This window comes from Natrinema thermotolerans, assembly GCF_031165565.1.
Lineage (GTDB): Archaea > Halobacteriota > Halobacteria > Halobacteriales > Natrialbaceae > Natrinema > Natrinema thermotolerans.
Window position 1 is genome coordinate 2117753 of sequence record NZ_CP101873.1, and the last position, 15276, is coordinate 2133028.

Genomic DNA, 15276 nt, shown 5'->3' on the forward strand with positions numbered 1-15276 from the left:
GGGTCCGGTGGCCGTACGACCGGTCATGGCAACATCAACGCGCCGCCGGACCGACGGGCCGCTCCGCTCGACGCTCGTCGCCGCCGGACTCGCGATCGTCGGCCTGCTCGCGACGCAGTTCACGACGCTGCCCGCACTCCTGCTCGATGTCCGGCTGGCCACGGCACCGACCGAGACGTCGATCGCCAGCCGAACGCTCTTTTTCGTCCTCAACTTCGCGGGGTTCGTGCTGGTCGGGGCCGTCTATCTCGTCGTCACCGACCGGGGCTGGTCGTACGTCGACGTTCGGCCGCCGACGCGACGCGGCTGGGCGTACGTCCTGCTCGGTATCGTCGCCAGCGTCGCGTTTTACGTCCTGATCAGCGTGACCATTCAACTGCTCTCGCTGCCGGCCTCGGAGAACCAGGTCGCGAGCTTCATCGGCGACGACCAGACGATGGTCCTCGTCATGATCGCGATCGTCTTCTTCTTCAACGCGCCGGCCGAGGAGTTCCTCTACCGGAACATCGTCCAGAAACGCCTCTACGACGCCTTCACCCGGCTGCAGGCGGTCGCCATCGCCAGTCTCGTCTTCGGACTGATCCACTTCCCCGTCTACGCGGTCAGTTCGCCATCGCTGCTCGCGACCATGGTCCCGGTCGCGGTCGTCATGGGCGGTGCCGCCGTCTTCGGCTACCTCTACGCGAAGACCGACAACCTGCTAGTCCCGATCGCCGCTCATGCGGCCTTTAACGCCCTCCAGTTCGGCCTGCTGTATTTCGCCCTCGAGTACGACCTCGAGGAGGCGACGCCGGCCGGCGAGGCGATCCTCGCGGTCGTCACGGCGATCCCGCTGTAACGCCTGCTGCATCGGCGACCACTTTCACTGCGCCATCCGCCGCCGTCCGGTCCTTTATTACCGCCCGCGGAAGAGAATCGTCCATGTCTCAGGCGAAGGGCGACCGCCGCGAGCGGGAACTCGTCAACGAACTCGACGAGGCCGGCTTCGCGGTGATGCGAGCGCCCGCCAGCGGCTCCGCGACCGAGCGGGAACTCCCCGACGTGCTGGCCGGCGACGGCGAGCGCTTCTACGCGATCGAGGCCAAATCGAGTTCGGGCGACCCGATCTATCTCACCGGCGAGGAGGTCGAGGCGCTGACCTTCTTCGCGCGGAACTTCGGCGCGAAACCCCGGATCGGCGTCCGCTTCGACCGCGAGGACTGGTACTTCTTCCACCCCGGCGATCTCTACGTCACCGACGGGGGCAACTACCGCGTCAAGAAGGAAACGGCGCTGGCGGAGGGCACGGACTTCCCCGAATTCACTGGGCAGTCCGAGAAGGTCACCCTCGAGGAGGCCGCCGACGGGGGCGACGACGACACCGACGAGGACCTGCGGCGCGTCCTCAACGCCGTCAAGCAGGGCGTGATGGACGTCGACGAGGCCGCCGACGCCCTCGAGTAGCCTATCTCAGTCGTCTGCCGGCACCGCCTCCGCGACCGCCTCGGGATCGACCGCCGCGTGGTGGACGATCGGCTCGAACGCCTCGAGGACGAACCGGTCGCCGTCGGTGATCCCCCGCGCCTCCTCGGCTTCGAGTTCGTTCGTGACGAACCGCCGTGCGACCATCGCCGTCCGTCCGTCGCCGTCCTCGAGGTCGGCCTGTGCCTCTTCGAGCAACAGCGCGGCCGTGAACACCTCGAAGAGGTAGTGTGCCAGCCGCTTGGCCGACAGTTGGGCGTACTCCGAATCCTCGCCGGCCAGCGTCAGTAGCGCGCCGGTCAGGTCCTCGTACTCGGCGGCGACGGTTTCGGCCGCGTCCGCGAGCGCGGGGTGGGTGACGGCCTCGAGTCGCCGCTCGACCGTCTCCGTGAACGGCTCGTGGGCCTCCTCGCGCTCGAGGGCGCGGACGACGTCGAGCGAGAGAACGTTCTCGGTCCCCTCCCAGATCGGCAGCACCTGCGCGTCCCGGAGCAGGCGGTTGGTCACGAAGTCGTCGACGTAGCCGTTCCCGCCCTGGATCTCCATGGCGTAGGAGGCGGTGTCGACGGCCATTCGACCCGTGCGGAGCTTGGCGATCGGGATCAGCAGTCGCAGCAGCCGGTAGGCGTCCTCGTCCTCGGTCGCCGCGTCGTTGCGTCGCGCCCGTTCGCGCGCCGAGAACAGCCGCCCGACCTCGTGGACGTACGCCGTCGCGGCCTCGTAGTCGACGGTCATGTCGACGAGGTCCTCGCGCATCAGCGGGAACTCGTCGATCGTCGTCCCGAAGGCCTCGCGGGTGGCCGCCTGCACCTTGCTCTCGAGCAGGGCCCGCCCCATCAGTCCGCAGGAGGCCGCGGCGTTCGCGAGCCGCTCGAGGTTCAGCATCTCGGTCATCTGTCTGAAGCCGGCTTCCTCCTCGCCGACGAGGGCGGCCTTCGTCTCGTCGAACTCGACCTCGCCGGTCGGAACGGCGGTGGTTCCGAGTTTGTCCTTCAGGCGGCGGTACAGCTGGTCGTTGAGCGCGTCGCCCGGCGGCGGCCCCTCGAACTCGCGGCGATCACCCTTCGTCAGGACCCCCTCGTCGGGATCGCCGTGGGGCACGAGAAACATCGAGAGGCCGTCGGTCCCCGAGGGAGCGTCCTCGGTCCGTGCGAGCGCGAGCGTCCCCTCGGCGTCGATGTTCGAGCAGAACCACTTCTCCCCGGTGAGCCGCCAGCAGTCCGCCTCGTCGTCGTACCGCGCCGTCGTCTCGTTAGCTCCCACGTCGCTGCCGCCTTGCTCTTCTGTGAGGAACATTGCGCCCTCGATCAGGTCGTCGTAGTCGCGGCTGGTCAGCGCCCGGTAGTACGGCTCGAGGTCGCCGTCGTCGAAGCGCTCGAGGATCAGCGCCGACCCGGCAGTCATCGCGACGGGACAGCCGAACCCGGCGTCGGCGTAACACAGCAACTGCAACATCCCGAGGAAGTGACTGATCGGCATCGGCTCGTCGCGGTCCGGCGGGGCCTCGAAGGCGTCGGCCACGATGCCCGCCCCGTAGGCCAGTTCGTCGTTCTCGAGCTGTTCGGCCGGATACCGGACGGCGTTGTGTACGTCGCCGTACTTGTCGTAGGTCTCGAGTTCCGGCCCGTGGTCGTCGACGTAATCGGCGTTGTCGGCGACGGTGTGCCCGATCAGCTCGCCGAACTCGGCGAGTCGGGGCTCGGCCCACTCGAACTCGTCGGCGTCGTACACCCGCCGTAGTTCCCGCTGGAGCGTGCGGTCGAGTTCCCAGTAGTTCACGTGCCGTCCCTCGTCGAACTCGCCGTACTCGATACCGGTTCCCATAGGTCGTCATTCGATACCGGGTAACAAGAAACGGGACGATAGCAACGACACGCGCGTTGCAAGCCGTTGTCTCCCGACTGGAGGGAACGGCGGTCTCAGTCGCTCGCCCTCGGTGTCGCTCGCTCGAGGCGGGTCCGCGGGAAGACGTACACTTTCAGCGACGAGGGGACGACACCGTTCGCGGCGACGGTTGCGTGGGGGTAGACCGCGCCGACGACCGGCACATCGGGATCGTAGTCCTCGTTGGTGCCGTATTCGGCGACGGTGCAGTCGGCCGCCCCGATCTCGACGGCGTCGGCCCGCAGCTCGGAGACGTCGACGACAGTGAGCCGGTCGCCGGTCTCGCGATCGACGACGATGTCGCCCGGCGAAATTGCGTGGTCGTCGCAGTAACACGGCGCGGGGTCGTTGTCCGCGACGAAACACGTCTCGCCGCAGTCGTGACACGCGACGGCGATCTCGCCCGGCGGCGGGGTCCGACCCTCCGTGATCTCGATCGCGACCCGGCGGACGTGCTTACAGCGGGCCTCGCGGAAGACGTGATCCGGGCAGGTACACCTGCCGGCCTCGAGATCGACGAGATAGGTGTGGTCGCTCGCGGACTCGACCTCGTAGAGGCCGTCGCCCAGCGCCAGCACCGACATCGGTTCGGTGCGGGCGCGGCGGGATCGCTCGGTGAGGTGATCCGCGGACGGTACTGGCAGCGGCGCTTTCGGTGACGCTGTTGTTTTCATGGATGCGTCAAGGGGTGAACTCGGTGGTCGGCTGGCGATTCGAGCGCGCTAGGGGGCCGATGGGGATAACGAACTCGCCTGAACTCGCAAGGTCGGCGTTTAAAAGAGCAAGCGAGACGGCTCCCGTCCGACCACCGCCGAGGCCCCCTTCGAAGCGCTTTTCACCGGGCCGACGAAACCGATCCGACAATGCTCGATCGCGAACAGCTCATCGAAATCGTTTCGGCGGTCGGTGCGGTCCTCCTATTGCTTGCGACGATGATCGCCATCGGCTCTTCCTACACTGCCGACAACGGGAGTCTCTCCTCCGAAGGGGCACAGCTGCTCGTTGTGGCTATTACTGGCTTTATCCTCTTGGTGACGGCGGTCGGTATCGGGCTGGCCTACACCCTGAAAGACGAGGAGGACCTCGACGCGACGGCCGACGAGACGGAAACGAACGGAACGTTCTGAGGCGGTATTCGGTCACCGTTTTCGGTTCGTCCCGGCCGATACTGCTCGAGAACCGACCGTGCAGTACCACTTCCTCCGCGCGAGCGAACGCCGTCAGTCGCCGCTCGCGGCGCTGCCGTCGCTCCCGTCGTCGTTCTCCCGCCAGTCCTCTAACTCCTCGTCGTCGGCGTCGTCGATCCGCTGTTCGTAGTAGGCCATCGGGTGGGGGATCCGCTCGCAGAGGTCGTCCTTGTTCACGCAGTCGCCGTAGGACTGCATCGTGGCACACGAGGGCGGCGAGTATTCCGTCGGCGAGGTGTCCCCGCGGATGTGGTCGGTCTGGTAGCGGGTCATCTCCTCGCCGAACGACGAGTTGACCCGATAGAGGTCGACGATCTCGTCGGTGTCCATCCCGATGCTCGTCAGGAAGGCCGTGATCGCAAACCGGGAGTGATGTGGCAGATGCTCGCCCTTCTGGATCTGGTCGAGCAGCGCCTTCATACACGGCGGGAAGAGGTCGGGAACGACGGTGTCGATGTCCTGTGTCAGGTCCATCTCCGCGAGTACCTCGCGGATCTCGTCGGCCTCGTCCTCGAGGGCGGTCGCGATGGACTCGGGCACCTCGAAGGGGAGCCCGTCGTCGATCCGGCCCCGGATCGCCTCGCGGACCAGCGTCAGGAGTTCGTCCTCGCCGACGGGGACCTCGCCGGCCGCGAGGGGCTGGTTGACGAGCCGCCAGCCGTCGTCCCAGAGGTCCTCGGCCAGCGGCAGGTAGGTCCCGACGTCGATCCGGTACTCCCCGTCGGCGGCCGTCCGGACCGCGTCCCGCAGGTCGAACTCGGCGAGGAGGTCCGAGAGGTCCAGTCCCGTCGACTCGACGCTTTTCAGTTCGGTCGTGTCGGTCATGTCCTCGGTGAACCGGTCGTAGGCCGTCGCGGCCTCGGCGCGGGCGTACTTGCGTACGAGGACGCGTTCGTCGACCATCGAGACCAGTACCCGCGCGACCGGATACGAGAGCAACTCGATCCGAGTATCGCGGTGTGGCTCCCCCGTCTCCCCCGACTCGATCGCGGTAATAACCCGTTGACGCGCCCGGTCGACGACCGCTTCGTCCCCCTCGACGACGGTCGCCAGATCGACCGCTTCCGTGGCGACGGTCTCGCGAGCGGCCTCGAGGAACGGATACCGGGCGTGGAGTCGCTGCATCGGTAATTACGTTTTACTCCGGCGGGATAAACACCCTGATTGCGATAATCGTCTTTTATATGTGGCAGTCGGGCTCGCCGATCCGAGACGGGCGACCGGCCGCCGAGATCTCGCCCCCACTCGACCCTTGCAGCGACGGTATACCCGTATTACCCGACGCCATCGGGCGATCGCCGATCGGTCCCGGCCGGCGGTCGTCGTCCCGCCCAGCCTCGAGGATCGATTTCAAGGGCGTTCGACACGTCGGTTCGGCCATGCCACAGGCGACGAGAGACGGCGTGTCGATCTATTACGAGTACGAGCGAAGCGATGGCGACGGTCGGTCGCCCGTCGTCTTCGTGCAGGGGCTCGGGTTCGGACGGTGGATGTGGCGCTGGCAGCGGGAAGCCGTCGCCGACGAGTACGACGTGATCGCCCCCGACAACCGGGGGACGGGTCGCTCCGACGTCGGCCTCCCGCCGCTCGTCGCGCGGCTGCCCGGCACGCTTCGGGGGCTCGTGTTGCTCAAACTCGCCGGCTACTCGATCGGCGGGCTGGCAGCCGACCTCGAGGCGGTCCTCGACGACGCGGGGGTCTACGACGCCCACATCGTCGGGGCGAGCATGGGCGGGATGATCGCCCAGCGCTACGCCCTCGAGTACTCCCGGACGAAGTCGCTGACGCTGTTTTGTACGAGCCACGGCGGCCCCGACGCCGCGCCGGTCCCCGACGAGACGCAGGAACACATGTTCGATACGCCGGACGGCGCAACCGAACGCCAGGTGTTGCGCCACCGCATGCGGCCGGCGTTCAACGACCGGTTCACCAACCGCAACCCCCACCTCATCGACCGGATCCTCGAGTGGCGACTCGAACAGGACGCCGACGACCCCGCACGCGAGGCACAGGCCGCCGCAGTCCAGAACTTCGACGTCAGCGACCGCCTCGAGCGACTCCGCGTACCGACACTGGTCTGTCACGGGACGAACGACGAGGTGGTCCCCGTTACGAACGCGCGGCTGCTCGAGGAGAAGATCCGGGACAGTCGACTCGAACTCGTCGAGGGCGGTTCTCACCTGTTTTTCATCGAGGAAGCCGACACCGTCACCGACTTGCTGCGTTCGTTTCTGGACGAGCAGGACTGACGGACGACCCCGTGTCCCGCTCCGAGACGGTTCGAAACCGCCTCAGTCGGCCGTCACGGTCGCGTCCCGGAGCCGAACCTCGCCGTCGGTACGAACGGCGACATCGAACCCCTCGTAGGTGAACCAGACCTGATGGCTGCCCGCGGTGCCGACCCGGTCGGCGTGGCCGACCAGCGAATCGAGCGCGTCCGGATCGACGACCGCGTGTAGCGGCTCGAGCGCGGCCGGTTTCGAGCCACGGACCGCAGCGACGGCGGTGACGACGGCTTCGCTGGCCGGCTCACCGTCGGGGTCGAACGTCGTCACGAACTCGAGATCGTCCGGTTCCTGGTCGTCGGTCGTATCGTTCGCGGAGGGCATACCCGATCGTCGGCTAGCGGTCGGGTAGCAACTCCCCTTCGCATATCGAACGTTTAAGTGGTTGTGAGAACGGTCGAGTCGGTCAGTCGCTCTGGATGCGCGGCGCGAGCATGTAGGTGACCTGGCCCTGCCCCTCGGCGAAGCCGAAGTAGATCTTGACGGGGAACTCCTCGCCCAGCGCCAGCGTGACCTCGGTGTCACCGGGGATCGCCTTGTTCATGTCCTTGAGATAGTCCAGCGAGAACAGCGAGTGGGCGGGCCCGAGCTGGAGGTCGATCAGATCTTCCTGGGTCAGCTCGAGGTGGACGTCGTCGGTGTCGCCCGCGGCGTCGACGTAGAAGTACTCCTCGCCCTCGTCGACGCCCAGGGCGATGTGGTCGGAGACCATGTCGGCGGCGGTCACCGAGCGGTTGACGTCTTTCCCCTCGAGGACGACCTCGGCAGGGAGGTCGAGGTCCGGGATGTCGGGCTCCTGTCGGATGGAGTCGGGGTCGATGAGCGCGAGCGTGTACTCGAGCCCGTCGATCTGGATGTGGAGCTTGCGGGTCTCCTCGTCGAGTTCGAGCTGGATGAGCTGGCCGGCGTCGGCCATGCCCGCGATGTCTTCGAGCCGCGAGAGATCGACACCGATCAGCCCGCCGTCGGCCTCGTAGGACTCGAACGCAGACGCATCGAGCGAGAGGTCGACCATCCCGACGTTGGCCGGATCGACGGCCCGGATCTCCAGCCCGTCTTCCTCGAGGTGGATTTTGCACTCGTCGACCAGCACGCTGATCGAATCGAGCGCGCTGGTGAGCGTTTCGGCGCTCACGATGGCCTTGAACATATAGATCGGGGTACGGACGGTCGGCATAAAAAGGCACCCTTTACGCGCGGGCGGGAGGGTGGAGCGTCCTCGAGCCGGCCGACGCGACTGCCGATCTCGAGGCCGGACTCGAGCCTGCCTCGGACCTCGACCATCGACGCGGCTCGGCCGGCCCGAGCGAGCAGCGCGCGCGGCCCGCTCTCGCCACACCTATCCGTCCCGGCCGCTTAGCCCGTTCAAGAACGATATATGGCTCGCGACCACTACTACAACAAGGCCAAACAGGAGGGGTATCGCTCCCGAGCGGCCTACAAGCTCAAACAACTGGACCGACTCGAGGACGTCATCGACCGCGGCGACACCGTCGTCGACCTCGGGGCCGCGCCCGGCGGCTGGCTCGAGGTTGCCGCCAAGGAGGTCGGCCCGGAGGGGAAGGTCATCGGCGTCGACTTCCAGCGGATCGACGACTTCGCGGACCATGACAACGTCGAGACGCTCCGCGGGGACATGACCGAAGAGAAGACCCGCAAGCGGGTCGTCGACGCCGCCGACGGCACCGTCGATGCGGTCATCTCGGACATGGCACCCAACATGTCCGGCGAGTACTCGCTGGATCAGGCCCGGTCGCTGCATCTCGCGCGCCAGGCCTTCGAGACCGCGTGCGAACTGCTCGAGGCCGGCGGCGACTTCGTCGTGAAGGTCTTCGAAGGCCCCGACGTCGACGACTTCCGGGCCGACGTCGAGGAGGAGTTCCAGTACGTCCGCGCGACCTCGCCCGACGCGAGCCGCGACGAGTCCTCCGAGGTCTACTTCATCGGGAAGGGGCGGCTCACCGCCCCCGTGCGCCCCGGCGACGAACTCGAGGTCGAGATCACCGACGTCGGCAGCGAGGGCGACGGCATCGCCTCGGTCGAGGGCTACCGGCTGTTCGTGCCCGGAGCCGAGGACGGCGAGACGGTCGCGGTCCGCGTCGAGGACGTCAAACCGACGTTCGGGTTCGCCCAGCGCGTCGACCGGGAGTAGTCACTCCCCGTCGCTCTCGAGGCGGTCGTGGCGTTCGTCGATCTCGTCTAAGATATCGAGATTCTTTCTGATCGAGGACCGGATCGCGTCGCTGCGGTTGACGAACTTGCCGTCGTCGCCGACGTGGTCGTCGAGATCATCGAGGAGTTCCTGCGGAATTTCGACGCTGATCTTTGGCATCAGTCGGTCGATCGTTCACAAGTCGCGGCCTTAAGCGTAGCTGGTCGGCGACGTTCGTCTCGCTCGAGGGAGAACTGCGCTTCTCGGTCGCTCGAGCGGCGATCCGCTATCGTGGCACGGGGGACGGTTCGAAAGTGCGTCGTCTCGTCGGTCGATCCTCACTCCGGGGCCGCGCCTGTCTCGTCGGGTTCGGCGGTCGATCCGCCGCCACCACCGCCGAACAGCCGGCCACCGCCGGTCAGGACGTAGAGGATCCCCAGTCCGAGCAGGTAGGTAAGCGCGATCGGGATCGAGAAGATGAGCATCATCAGCACGCCCTTCGGGCTGAAGAAGGCCGCGAGGACGAAGATGCCCACGACCACCGGCCGCCAGCGCTCGAGCATCGCGCGGTAGCTGACGACCCCGCCGACGTGGAACAGCGCCATCGTGACGATGATGTTCAGCAGGAAGCCGATCCCGACGGTCGTGAAGATCACGAGCCAGAAGAAGCTCTTGATCCGGTAGGAGACGACCATCTGATTGGCGAGCGCGTCGGAGACCAGATACGAGATGACCGACGGCGCGATCCAGAAGAACCCGAGGTAGGTTCCGAGGGCGAAGCCGGCCAGTAGGCCGCCGCCCCAGACGACGAACGTGCGTCGGTCGCCGTAGACCAGTCCGCGCTCCTTGGCGGCCGGCCAGGCGTAGTACAGGATCAGCGGGAGGACGGCGACGATGCCGGCGAGCGCGCTCACCTTCGCCTCGAAGATGAGGACCTCGACGGGATGGAGCGCGACGACGATATCCATCGCTTCGATGAGTTCGTCGAGGCTCATCTGGCTGGGATCGATATCGTTGCGGGCCGCGACCTCGTCGAGGACGTGTTGGGGGACCCGATCGAGGAAGAGCCGCAACACGTCGCCGAGGCCGCCGGAGTACAGCCAGAAGAAGGTCCCGCCCATGACGACCATGAAGAGGCCGACGATGCGGAACACCTTCGAGGTGAGGCTGTTGAGGATGAAGGCGATGTCGTAGGCGTAGCCACCGATGTCGTCCTCGGTGGTCTCGTCCTCCGTGAACGGATCGAGCATGCCGGCGGCGGTACTCGCGAAGAGCCCGTCGTCGTCGGCCTCGCCGGCACCGGCCGCCGCCCCCGCACCGCCCGCCGCCGCGCCCCCGTCTCCGGCGTCCGCCGACTCCTGAATCGAGTCGAAGCGATCGAGGATCGCTTGGGCCTTCTCCCGGTCGTCGTCGTACATCGCCTGCCGGGAGTACTCCAGGGCCTGATCCTCGCTCATCGTCCGGAAGACCTGTGCCGACACGTCCGCGATGTCCTCGGTCGAGAGCGTCTCGAAGTCGACGTCCTCGTGGCTGTCTGCCCGCCGGATGTCGTCCGGCCGCGGATAGACCGGCTGTTGCAGCGCGTAGATCGTGTAGCCGAGCAGGACGAGGAAGCCGACGCCGGCGGCGACGACGAGCCCGACCGCCGCTTCGCCGGCGAGCCCGTTCGCCGCCATCGTCTCGAGGGGACCCGCTCCGCTGGGGCGGATCACCGAGGGGAACGCGGGATACACCGATTCGCGGAGGTAGCCGAACGCGCCCTGATTGACGGCGACGGTGGCCGCGACCGCGACGACCGCGAGGACCCCGCCGAACTGGAGGAGACGCCCTTTCACGTGGCCGGTCCCGGTGCCAGCCGATTTCGCCGCCCCGCGTCGCCGGACGTTCGTGAGGACCTTGGCCAGCCCGAGGCTGAAGACGTAGAGGACGACCATCGGCATCGCCCACATGACCTGCGTGAACGGGTCCGGCGGCGAGAACAGGGCCCCGAAGATCACGATCCCGACGACGGCGAACCGCCACTTGTCGCGGAAGGTCTCGTAGGGGATGATCTCGGTGTACGAGAGCGCCCCCATCAACAGCGGGAGCTGGGCGGCGAGCCCGAAGGAAAGCGTCAGCAGCGCCATGAACTCGGTGAACTCGGTGATGCCGTAGCTCGGTTTGACGCCGGCGCTGACGGCGTTCTTCGCGAGGAAGCCGAACGCGTAGGGGAAGAAGACGGTGTAGGCGTAGACGACGCCGGTCACGAACAGCGACAGCGCCAGCAGGACGAAGCCGGCGATATACCCCTTCGAGATCGGGACGGCGCTGGTGTAGCCTCGACGGCGAAGCGCCTTCCGCGAGAAAAAGAGAAGCGCAGGAATCGCGACGATGATTCCGGTTATCATCCCGATCTTGGCCTGTAACAGGATCACCTCGAACGGCGTCCGGGTGATGATGTCGGTCGATCCGGCGACCCCCTCGCTCATCCGAGCTTTGGCGGTCGCCTCGAGGAAGTCCCAGACGACGATCCGAAGCGCGTAGAAGGAGCCGAGGAACCCGAGCAGAAAGACGACGAACACCTTCTTGAGGTGTTGCTGGGCGCCCGAGAGTAGTGCGCCGATCGTCTCCCGGCCGGTGTTTATGGCCTGGGCGGTGTCCTCGTCGACGGCAGAACTCATTGGGTAGGTGGTAACTGACATCCAGTTATCAACCTTTCGTGTGGATACGGGCGAGTCAGCGGGCTTCTCACTCTCTCGGGGTCACCGTAAGAAAAAGGCCTATAACCGGTGGCCTATCAATATCCCGTAGATGTCGGACGAGCCGGTGGACGGACGGGACGCCGAGGCGCCCGAAGAGCCGCGGGAGGACGCTCCCTCGGAATCGCCGGACGAGCCCGAGTTCGATCGGCCGGCGTCCGACCCCGACGCGGAGCGACCCGACCTCGAGACGGACGGCGAGGGCGTCGTCGGCGATCGACACGATCCGACGCCGACTTATCCCGACGCCGACGAGGAGATCGGCGGAATCGAGACGCCGCCGGACGACGAGGAGATGCCGCTGGCCGACCACATCGAGGAGATGGTCCTCCGGCTGGCGGTCGTGTTGCTGTTCGGGGCCGGCGGGACGGCGATCGGCCTGCTGTGGGCCTCCGACGCGATTCTGTTCGTCTGGGACAACGTCTTCCCCTACGCCGAGGGAGAGGTGCCGCCGCCGCATCTCTACAACCCGCTCGAGCTGTGGCTGACCCGGATCAAGATCTCCTCGCTGCTGGGGATCATGGTCGCGCTGCCGGCGTTCGTCTACGAGTGTTACCTGTTTATGCGACCGGGGCTGTACCCCCACGAACGGAAGTATTACCTCGCGGCCGTGCCGACGAGCGTCGTCCTCGGCGCGCTCGGGATGCTGTTCTCGTACGTGCTGGTATTGCCGATCCTCTTTCGATACTTCACCTACTACGCCGAGGGCAGCGCCGACGTCGCCTATGCGCTGGGCGATACGTTTAACCTGATCATCACGCTGACGGGCTTTCTGGCGATCGTCTTCCAGATTCCGCTCTTTATCATGCTGGCGATCATGATGGGCGTGACGACCCGCCGCTGGCTGGCCCAGAAGCGACTGTACTTCTGGGCGGCCTTCGCGGGGCTGTCGTTCATGTTCACCCTCGACCCGACGGGGATGGCGCCCATCCTGGTCGCGGTCACGATGATCCTGCTGTTCGAGGGGACGCTGTTCGTCCTCAAGTGGGTCGGAACCGAGTAGACGTCCCGCGTTACTGCCGTTCGTCGCTGTCCCTGTTCGGCCACAATCAGTCGAGTTGCTCGAATGCCGTGACCGAACGTCCGATTTGACCCGACGACACTCGAGATATAATTCCCTTATACACCTCCTATTCGTTCACATATTGGCTGGTTCGGCTCCTTCTCGGAGGGAAAGCAATAGTCTGTAAACGAGTATCGTTTAGTGGCTCCAAATGTTTGGCTAATCCGTGAACATCTGAATGATGGTGGGAAAACACTCTGGCAATGGGTGTGGTTGTAAACCACACGCCGTGATTCGAGCCGGCCCACGGCGGTGGTCCCGTGACTGATCTCGTTCCGACCACGTGTATGCGGTGTGCGGTCGGCTGCGGACACGTCCAGCAGGCCCCCGACCGCGGGTACGGTCTCGACACCGTCCGGGGCGACGCCGGCCACCCGGTCAATCAGGGACTGGCGTGTCAACGCGGCGTCAGCGAAACCGCCGACCCGGACGGGGAGTGGCTGACCCGGCCGCTCGTCCGCGAGGACGGCGATTTCATACCGACGACCTGGGAGTCGGCCGTAGAACGCGCCGCGGAGGGACTCGAGGCCGCGCTCGAGGGTGGCGACGACGGCGTCGCGGTCCTCGGGAGCGGCCAGCAGACCAACGAGGCCGCCTACGCGCTGGGCAAACTCGCTCGTGGCGGCTTCGGGACGCCCTACTACGACGCCAACACGACGCTGTGTATGGCGTCGGCCGTCACCGCGTACTACGACGCCTTCGGCAGCGACGCGCCGCCGCCGACCTACGACGACATCCCCGAGGCCGAGAGCCACGTCGTCTGGGGAGCGAACCCGGCGGCCGCCCACCCGGTCATGTTTCGCTGGATCCGGCAGTCCGCCGACGCGGACGACTCGGAACTGATCGTCGTCGATCCCGTCCACAGCGAGACCGCCGAGGCCGCCGACCACCACGTTCCGCTCGAGCCGGGCGCGGACCTCGCGCTGGCTCGAGCCGTTCTGTCTCGAGTCGTCGAGACCGGCCGTGTCGACCGCGAGTTCGTCGACGAGGCGACCGTCGGCTTCGAGGCCCTCAGCGATGAACTCCCCGACGCGGCCGAAGCCGCCGAGATGGCCGGTGTCTCGCTGGCCGACGTCGATACACTGGCCGAGGCGCTTTCCGACCCGACCCTGCTGTACTGGGGAATGGGAATCAATCAGAGCGTCAACGGCACCGCGGCCGCGGGCGCGCTGATCGATCTGTGTCTGGCGACCGGCAACCTCCGACCCGGCTCCGGCCCGTTCTCGCTGACCGGACAGGCCAACTCGATGGGGACTCGCGTCTGCTCCTCGAAGGGGTCCTGGCCCGGCCACCGCCCGTTCGGCGATCCGGCCCACCGCCGCGAGGTCGCCGAGACCTGGGACGTTCCCGTCTCGCGGTTCCCCGACGACCCCGGCCCGGGCCCGGTCGGTATCGTCGACGCCGTCGGCGACGACGTCGAGGCCGTCTATGCGGTCGCGACTAACCCCGTCGCGGGCATGCCCGACGCGACCCGCGTCCGTGAGACGTTCGAGGACGCGTTCCTCGTCGTGCAGGACGCCTTCCGCAGCGAGACCGTCGAGTACGCCGATGTCGTTCTCCCCGCGGCGACGTGGGGCGAGTCCGAGGGGACGACGACCAACATGGAACGGACCGTCTCCCGCGTGCGGGCCGCGACCGAGACGCCTCCGGGGGTCAAGACCGATCTCGAACTGATCGGCCTGCTCGCCGACCGGCTCGTGCCCGACCTGTTCGACGACCCGCTCGAGCCCGCGTCGGTCTTCGCGGAGTTCGTCGGGCTGACCGAGGGCACCCCCGCGGACCTTTCGGGGATCAGCTACGACCGCCTCGAGGACGAGACCGCGGTCCGCTGGCCGGCCCCGGAGCCGGACGTCTCGGGTGGCTACCGATACTACGAGGGGCCCGACGCCGACGAGCGGGACGGCGCTGCCGACGACCTCGACGAGTCGTGGTCGTTCTACACGTCCTCGGGACGCGCCGCGTTCTCGACCGGCGAGGCCCGCCCGCTGCCGGAGCCGACCGACGAGTCCTATCCGTTCACCCTGACGACTGCCCGCCGGCCGGACGCGTACAACACCGGCGTGCGGACCCGCGAGGACGAGCCGCCGACGGCCCGGGTCAGCCCGGCGACCGCGGCCGCGTTCGCCGACGAATTCGAGAGTCGGGTCGAGACCGCCGACGAGGGCGACGAGCGGTACGCCCGCGTCGTCTCCCGGCGAGCGTCAGTGATGGCTCGTGTCGAGGTCGACGAGGTGATCCCCGACGGCGTCGTCTGGCTGCCGATCCACCACCCCGCCGTCAACGACCTCACGCTGCCCGCCGTCGATCCCCGCTCGAACGAACCGAACTTCAAGCAGTGTGCGGTCCGTCTCGAGCCCCCGCGGGACCGAGACGTCGCGGCGGTCGCGGAAGCGAGCGCCTGATCGCCGACGCTAACGACGCTGTTGTCTTCCTCGGGCTCGCGGTCTTCTCGGTCGTCCTTCCCGGCAGACTGTATCGGACCCGCGTCGCGCCGTCGCCGGACGGG

The 15276-nt window shown here is 67.0% G+C and carries 14 protein-coding genes; 7 read left to right on the forward strand and 7 right to left on the reverse strand.

From position 1 onward, the window contains the following. The first annotated feature begins 25 nt into the window (after positions 1 to 25). Both NP511_RS10925 and hjc read left to right on the forward strand, forming a co-directional pair. Complete coding sequence (locus NP511_RS10925) at positions 26 to 838, forward strand: CPBP family intramembrane glutamic endopeptidase (RefSeq protein ID WP_049965164.1); 813 nt, start codon at positions 26 to 28, stop codon at positions 836 to 838. Positions 839 to 921: 83 nt separating this feature from the next. After that, positions 922 to 1443 carry a Holliday junction resolvase Hjc gene (gene hjc / locus NP511_RS10930; RefSeq protein ID WP_006648579.1) on the forward strand — a complete coding sequence of 174 codons (522 nt, stop codon included), beginning with the start codon at positions 922 to 924 and terminating at the stop codon, positions 1441 to 1443. Positions 1444 to 1449: 6 nt separating this feature from the next. Here the strand turns inward: hjc and NP511_RS10935 are convergent, their stop codons facing one another. Together NP511_RS10935 and NP511_RS10940 are read right to left on the reverse strand one after the other, a co-directional pair. Further along, positions 1450 to 3285: an acyl-CoA dehydrogenase family protein gene (locus tag NP511_RS10935; protein WP_049965163.1), complete on the reverse strand. Its 1836-nt coding sequence runs from the start codon at positions 3283 to 3285 to the stop codon at positions 1450 to 1452. A 95-nt stretch (positions 3286 to 3380) separates the two neighbouring features. Continuing rightward, complete coding sequence (locus tag NP511_RS10940) at positions 3381 to 4019, reverse strand: hypothetical protein (RefSeq protein ID WP_084158262.1); 639 nt, start codon at positions 4017 to 4019, stop codon at positions 3381 to 3383. A gap of 189 nt (positions 4020 to 4208) precedes the next feature. Here NP511_RS10940 and NP511_RS10945 point away from each other — a divergent pair, with 189 nt between their 5' ends. Then, positions 4209 to 4472, forward strand: a complete 264-nt coding sequence (locus NP511_RS10945) for a DUF7472 family protein (RefSeq protein WP_006183232.1) — start codon at positions 4209 to 4211, stop codon at positions 4470 to 4472. A gap of 93 nt (positions 4473 to 4565) precedes the next feature. Here NP511_RS10945 and priL read toward each other — a convergent pair whose 3' ends face one another. Continuing rightward, on the reverse strand, positions 4566 to 5657 hold the full coding sequence (gene priL, locus NP511_RS10950; protein WP_049965161.1) for a DNA primase regulatory subunit PriL: 1092 nt from the start codon (positions 5655 to 5657) through the stop codon (positions 4566 to 4568). A 254-nt stretch (positions 5658 to 5911) separates the two neighbouring features. Here priL and NP511_RS10955 point away from each other — a divergent pair, with 254 nt between their 5' ends. Further along, on the forward strand, positions 5912 to 6781 hold the full coding sequence (locus NP511_RS10955) for an alpha/beta fold hydrolase (protein ID WP_049965159.1): 870 nt from the start codon (positions 5912 to 5914) through the stop codon (positions 6779 to 6781). 42 nt (positions 6782 to 6823) lie between these two features. On the opposite strand, the gene NP511_RS10960 is transcribed toward NP511_RS10955, so the two are convergent. Next, positions 6824 to 7141 (reverse strand): HalOD1 output domain-containing protein, encoded by a 318-nt coding sequence (locus NP511_RS10960; protein ID WP_049965158.1) that lies wholly within the window; start codon positions 7139 to 7141, stop codon positions 6824 to 6826. A gap of 82 nt (positions 7142 to 7223) precedes the next feature. Continuing rightward, positions 7224 to 7967 carry a DNA polymerase sliding clamp gene (locus tag NP511_RS10965; RefSeq protein WP_006183237.1) on the reverse strand — a complete coding sequence of 248 codons (744 nt, stop codon included), beginning with the start codon at positions 7965 to 7967 and terminating at the stop codon, positions 7224 to 7226. A gap of 228 nt (positions 7968 to 8195) precedes the next feature. Between NP511_RS10965 and NP511_RS10970 the strand changes: the two genes are divergently transcribed. Continuing rightward, the gene (locus tag NP511_RS10970; protein ID WP_049965157.1) at positions 8196 to 8969 is read left to right on the forward strand and encodes a 23S rRNA (uridine(2552)-2'-O)-methyltransferase; all 774 of its coding nucleotides are present in this window, start codon (positions 8196 to 8198) and stop codon (positions 8967 to 8969) included. On the opposite strand, the gene NP511_RS10975 is transcribed toward NP511_RS10970, so the two are convergent. Both NP511_RS10975 and NP511_RS10980 read right to left on the reverse strand, forming a co-directional pair. Beyond that, positions 8970 to 9149, reverse strand: coding sequence for a hypothetical protein (locus NP511_RS10975; RefSeq protein ID WP_006648586.1), 180 nt, complete (start codon positions 9147 to 9149; stop codon positions 8970 to 8972). A 158-nt stretch (positions 9150 to 9307) separates the two neighbouring features. Continuing rightward, positions 9308 to 11629, reverse strand: a complete 2322-nt coding sequence (locus NP511_RS10980; RefSeq protein WP_049965156.1) for a twin-arginine translocase subunit TatC — start codon at positions 11627 to 11629, stop codon at positions 9308 to 9310. A gap of 130 nt (positions 11630 to 11759) precedes the next feature. Here NP511_RS10980 and tatC point away from each other — a divergent pair, with 130 nt between their 5' ends. Together tatC and nasA are read left to right on the forward strand one after the other, a co-directional pair. Continuing rightward, a complete protein-coding gene (tatC, locus tag NP511_RS10985; RefSeq protein ID WP_049965155.1) occupies positions 11760 to 12710 on the forward strand; it encodes a twin-arginine translocase subunit TatC in 951 nt (316 codons plus the stop codon). A 347-nt stretch (positions 12711 to 13057) separates the two neighbouring features. Continuing rightward, positions 13058 to 15172 carry an assimilatory nitrate reductase NasA gene (nasA, locus tag NP511_RS10990; RefSeq protein WP_049965154.1) on the forward strand — a complete coding sequence of 705 codons (2115 nt, stop codon included), beginning with the start codon at positions 13058 to 13060 and terminating at the stop codon, positions 15170 to 15172. Positions 15173 to 15276: the final 104 nt, after the last annotated feature.

What these genes read in the sequence shown, in the direction of transcription:
- hjc (WP_006648579.1), top strand. Translation starts at nt 922, where the DNA reads ATGTCTCAGGCGAAGGGCGACCGCCGCGAGCGGGAACTCGTCAACGAA.
- NP511_RS10970 (WP_049965157.1), top strand. Translation starts at nt 8,196, where the DNA reads ATGGCTCGCGACCACTACTACAACAAGGCCAAACAGGAGGGGTATCGC.
- NP511_RS10975 (WP_006648586.1), bottom strand. Translation starts at nt 9,149, where the DNA reads ATGCCAAAGATCAGCGTCGAAATTCCGCAGGAACTCCTCGATGATCTC.
- nasA (WP_049965154.1), top strand. Translation starts at nt 13,058, where the DNA reads ATGCGGTGTGCGGTCGGCTGCGGACACGTCCAGCAGGCCCCCGACCGC.
- NP511_RS10960 (WP_049965158.1), bottom strand. Translation starts at nt 7,141, where the DNA reads ATGCCCTCCGCGAACGATACGACCGACGACCAGGAACCGGACGATCTC.
- NP511_RS10980 (WP_049965156.1), bottom strand. Translation starts at nt 11,629, where the DNA reads ATGAGTTCTGCCGTCGACGAGGACACCGCCCAGGCCATAAACACCGGC.
- NP511_RS10940 (WP_084158262.1), bottom strand. Translation starts at nt 4,019, where the DNA reads ATGAAAACAACAGCGTCACCGAAAGCGCCGCTGCCAGTACCGTCCGCG.
- NP511_RS10945 (WP_006183232.1), top strand. Translation starts at nt 4,209, where the DNA reads ATGCTCGATCGCGAACAGCTCATCGAAATCGTTTCGGCGGTCGGTGCG.
- tatC (WP_049965155.1), top strand. Translation starts at nt 11,760, where the DNA reads ATGTCGGACGAGCCGGTGGACGGACGGGACGCCGAGGCGCCCGAAGAG.
- NP511_RS10955 (WP_049965159.1), top strand. Translation starts at nt 5,912, where the DNA reads ATGCCACAGGCGACGAGAGACGGCGTGTCGATCTATTACGAGTACGAG.
- NP511_RS10925 (WP_049965164.1), top strand. Translation starts at nt 26, where the DNA reads ATGGCAACATCAACGCGCCGCCGGACCGACGGGCCGCTCCGCTCGACG.
- NP511_RS10965 (WP_006183237.1), bottom strand. Translation starts at nt 7,967, where the DNA reads ATGTTCAAGGCCATCGTGAGCGCCGAAACGCTCACCAGCGCGCTCGAT.
- priL (WP_049965161.1), bottom strand. Translation starts at nt 5,657, where the DNA reads ATGCAGCGACTCCACGCCCGGTATCCGTTCCTCGAGGCCGCTCGCGAG.
- NP511_RS10935 (WP_049965163.1), bottom strand. Translation starts at nt 3,285, where the DNA reads ATGGGAACCGGTATCGAGTACGGCGAGTTCGACGAGGGACGGCACGTG.